We start from the raw sequence: 4,228 nt of genomic DNA, 5'->3' as shown, positions 1-4,228 counted from the left end.
ACCAGCAGGAGAACCGCGAACCTGGCCGCGCCGAGCAAATTCATGGCGACGATCGGCCAGTGCGGCAGGTTGAGTTCACGATCGAAGGCGGGTCCTCCCGCCAGTTCCCGGAAAGCCCCTCTTGCGGCCCAGTAGAAATGGCGAAGCAGCCAGGGCGCGTGGCGAACATGCTTCAGGCAGAGCCCGCCATTGCCCAGGCTGTAGTCGCGATGCAGCTTTTCGATGGCTTTGCGATCCCGCCGGCCGTGATGATGGAAAATCGTCATGTCAGGCACATACTCGACCGCGATGCCGAGCAGCATCGCGCGCACGAGATAATCGGTATCCTCGGCCGACCGCAATGGTCCGCCGGCGCCGAAGCGTTCGTCGAAATAGCCGATGCGGGCCGCGACATCGCGGTGCATCGTCATGTTGCAGCCCAGCACGAAACCGCCGGGATGAACATCTGGCGTCAGGCGTTCGCGCGCCCACGACCGCTTGATGGTGAACGGCAAATCCCGGGGATCGCCAAGCTCGACACGGCCGCCCCGGATGAGCCATTGTTCCCCGGACGCATAGTGTCGCTCCAGATCGCGCAGATAGTCGCGATGGACCGCGCAGTCGTCGTCGACGAAGACCAGCACACGGCCGCGCGCGCGCCTCAGCCCGGCGTTGCGCGCAGCCGCCAATCCGGGGCGCGGCTCGCAAACGGGCGTGAACGGAATTTCCGACGCAGCCGCGATGCTGGCCAGGCGTTCGGCCGTGCGGTCGCTCGAACCGTTGTCGACGACCACGAGTTCGGCGGCGAAGCCGGCATGTGCGCGGCATGCGGCTTGCACCGACTTGATGCAGGCATCGAGCACGGCGACGCGGTTGCGCGTGCAGATGATGAAGCTGACTTCCGGCGCCGCTCGTTCCGGGCGGGGACCGGCCGGGGCGGGGCCAAGCGCCGTCGAACGATCGCGCTGCAGGGGTTGGTTGGCTTTGACGATCATGCCTCAGCCCGCCTGATAAGGTGCCAGAACCGCCGCGGCGGGCGCAGATTTGAAGAAGTATGCCATGGCATCGGCCTGCCTGGCGGCCGACAGCGAAGCGCGGCTGAGCCAGGGCGCCCAGGCGCCGGGCCGCAGGGCATATTGTTCGCGGCGCCGGATGACGTTCCATTTCGCGGTCCGCGTCAGCAATTCATGCGTCAGCGCGGGCTGCTTTTCGTCGGCGACGAGCTGGTAGAGGAAATAGAACAGGTTCAGCGCGCCGGCCTCGAAGCTCGGCCGCGTCGCCGCCGACAGCGAGCGGATCTCCTCCTCCAGCGCGACGATGAAGTCGGCCGCACGGGCGACGGTGCCGTGGCTGACCGCATCGCCAATGTCGCGCAGGTCCCGCGTGGCCTGCGCCAGGCCCTCGCGCTCGAGGTTCTCAGCCACGATCCGCAAATGCGTCCTGCGCATCTCCTTGACGTGCCGGCTCGTCACGCTTGCCTGATGGACGCGGTAGACGACCAGGTTTTCAGGCATCATGGCTGCCGGGTAACGGCCGGCCAGCCGCCTGAAAAGATCGAAATCCTCGGCATGCCGGTAGGCCTGGTCATAGTGCAGGACGCTGTCGTCGATGACCTTCCTGTTGTAGACGACCGTCGGGTGCATGAAGATCGTGAAGAACATCGCCAATACAGGGATGCGGCCGAACTGGAACACCGGATCGGGCCTGCCCCTGGCGATGCGGCCGCGGATCAACATGTCGACGCCGGCGCCGCAGAAGCCCAGTTCGGGCCGCCGCTCGAACAGCGCCACCTGGCGCGACAAACGCCAGGGATAGGCGACGTCATCGGCGTCCATCCGCGCGACCAGTTCGCCCCGGGCGATCGCCAGCCCTTCGTTGAGCGTCGCGACAAGGCCGCGGTTTTCGCGCGAGATGATCGAAATGCGGCTGTCGGCCTTTTGGCATCGCTCGAGTATCTCGAGCGAATTGTCGGTCGAACCGTCATCGATCGCGATGATCTCCAGGCGACTGTGATCCTGCCGCAGGATGCTTCCCAGCGCGGTGGCGAGATAGGGACCGGCATTGTAGACCGGCAACAGGACGGAGACGAGCGGTGCGGCAGTCATCGTCTTGCATCCGTGCGCTGGAGTTCGAGCGCCGGTGTGCGGCCATCGGGCGATCCGCCAGCCGCCGTCGCGAGCCAGCCGCCATGGCTGCCCTGTGCGGAGCGGGTGCGCGCGACATAGGGGAAGTGGCGCTTCAGGCTGTTGAGCGGCCTCTCGAAAACCACCCAGGAAATCGAGGCCGCGACAATCGTGGCGGCACTCGCAACCAGGAAACGCCCTGGCCCTTGCTCCGAGACGTTGAGCGGAATCCAGGGTTGCGCTTTGACGGCGAGCGACAGCAATATCGGATGATAGAGATAGACGCCGTAGCTGATGCGGCCAAGGCCCAGCAGCGGCGGCAGTTCGGCAAGCTTTCCCAAAGTGCCGCCAAGGCCGCGCGAACAGGCTGCGACGATGACCATCAGCGGCACCAGCGGCAGGACTTGCCGCACCAGCCAATGGGTCCATTCGAGCATCGGATCGGCGGGCGCAGGCACAAACCACTCGATGACAAGGAATGCGGCCGCGAAGGCAGGCCAGCTGAGCCGCATCCAGTGCGGCAGGGCCGCGCCCCTGGATCGCCAGCAGGCAAGCAGCGCGCCCGTCGCCAGCGCATCCATGGATGCCGGCGGCAGCAGGTCGCGCGCCAGCGCCGTGTTGGCGGTGAGCGGCCAGTAAAAGCGATAGGCCAGCGACAGCGCGATGACGCCGATGCAGATCTGTTCGAAGCGGCGGCGCGGGGCCAGCAGGACGACCAGCGGCCAGGCAAGATAGAACTGCTCCTCGATGCTCAGGCTCCAGAAATGGCACAGCACCCAAGGGTTCCAGTCATTGCGCAGCGCATACCAGAAATTCGACAGGTAAAGCGCATGCCAGACCAGCGATCCCCTGGATTGGTCCAGGTCGACCAGCCAGACGAAACCCAGGACGGCGAAATAGGGCGGAAATATCCGCAAGCCTCGCCTGATATAGAAGGATCGCAGCGCGGGGCCGGTCTCGAATTCGGCGGCCGAACGCGCTTCTAGGAGCAGGCGCGTGATCAGGAAGCCGCTCAGCACGAAGAACAGCCGCACGCCGATATGGCCCCAGAATGAAGATCCTCCAGCGGCGAAGAAATGGGAATACAACACCATCGTCACGGCGATGGCTCTCAACGCATCCAGTTGGATGTCGCGTGCGCTTCCCATCAGCGGCATCCGCCAGCGTGATGGTCGCGACCAAGCCGCCAGCCGGCCGTTTCGAGCGGCAGGCCAAGGCGGACGAGACCCGCCAGAGCGCAGGCATCGTCGAACCTACGCTCGAAATCGACGGACGGGTGGCTCAAGCTGGTCAACCTGGCGGGATCCTCCACGGCGCATATCCAGTCGCAAACGAGTCCCCCAGGAGATCGTTCGGCTACGGCATTGTGCGGCGCAACACAAAAAATCTACCCAGCTGAAATACTTATGTGAGCAAGTGCTAAAAAATTGAGAAAACCGAGCGTTTCTCGTCAATTCTGGCGATTTTTCTCAGAACTTAACGCTGTGGTTTAAATTTTGCCGATGTTCCCGCCTCGGTTGATTTGCGAGCTCGTGGCTTGAGAGCCTAGTTCTTTGTTAGATCACAGGAAGTTCCGTAATCTATATTTTATCTATATGGATCCGGCCCTGGCTCCGTGAAGAAATGATTTGGAACCATTAGCTTTGCGCGGTGCAGCATCGTCTCTGTTTTTCGTCGTTGCCACGCGCAACGCCCATTACTCGGCTGACCGCCAACCCTCACACCGCGTCGAACACCACCGTCTGCTCCAGCCCGCCGCCCCGGCGGTTTTCCAGTGTTACCGTGCCTCCGTAGCGCTCGATGATTTCCTTGGCGATGGCGAGGCCAAGACCAGCTCCGGGGATCGATTGCAGGCGGCCGGGGTCGACGCGGAAAAAGGGCTCGAACGCCTTGTTCAGGAGTTCCGGGGGGATGCCCGGCCCATGGTCCGATATGGTCAGCACGGCGCGATTGTCGGCCGCGGCCAGGTCGATGCGGCACGCCTTGCCATGGGTGGCGGCGTTCACGATCAGGTTGCGCAAGGCGCGGCGCAGGCCGAGCGCGCCGGCGCGCACGCAAACCTTTTCCAGGTGCCCGATCGAGACGGCATGGCCGAGCGACACCATCTCGGCTTCGATATCGCGCAC

4 protein-coding genes are annotated in these 4,228 nt (G+C 64.0%); all 4 read right to left on the bottom strand.

Features of this window, described 5'->3' with window-relative positions; all coding sequences use genetic code 11:
* On the bottom strand, positions 1–974 hold a 974-nt coding region (locus EN932_RS30460), incomplete at its 3' end, for a glycosyltransferase (protein WP_128369311.1).
* Positions 975–977: 3 nt separating this feature from the next.
* On the bottom strand, positions 978–2,084 hold the full coding sequence (locus tag EN932_RS30455) for a glycosyltransferase family A protein (RefSeq protein WP_127369752.1): 1,107 nt from the start codon (positions 2,082–2,084) through the stop codon (positions 978–980).
* The gene (locus tag EN932_RS30450; protein WP_127369751.1) at positions 2,081–3,250 is read right to left on the bottom strand and encodes an acyltransferase; all 1,170 of its coding nucleotides are present in this window, start codon (positions 3,248–3,250) and stop codon (positions 2,081–2,083) included. Before EN932_RS30450 ends, EN932_RS30455 begins: the two co-directional genes overlap by 4 nt.
* 570 nt (positions 3,251–3,820) lie before the next feature.
* A partial coding sequence (locus EN932_RS30445; protein ID WP_164890694.1) for an ATP-binding protein occupies positions 3,821–4,228 on the bottom strand: 408 nt, incomplete at its 5' end.

It is taken from the genome of Mesorhizobium sp. M7A.F.Ca.US.002.01.1.1, from assembly GCF_004022955.1.
GTDB lineage: Bacteria > Pseudomonadota > Alphaproteobacteria > Rhizobiales > Rhizobiaceae > Mesorhizobium > Mesorhizobium ciceri.
This window is presented reverse-complemented; position numbering and strand designations above follow the sequence as displayed.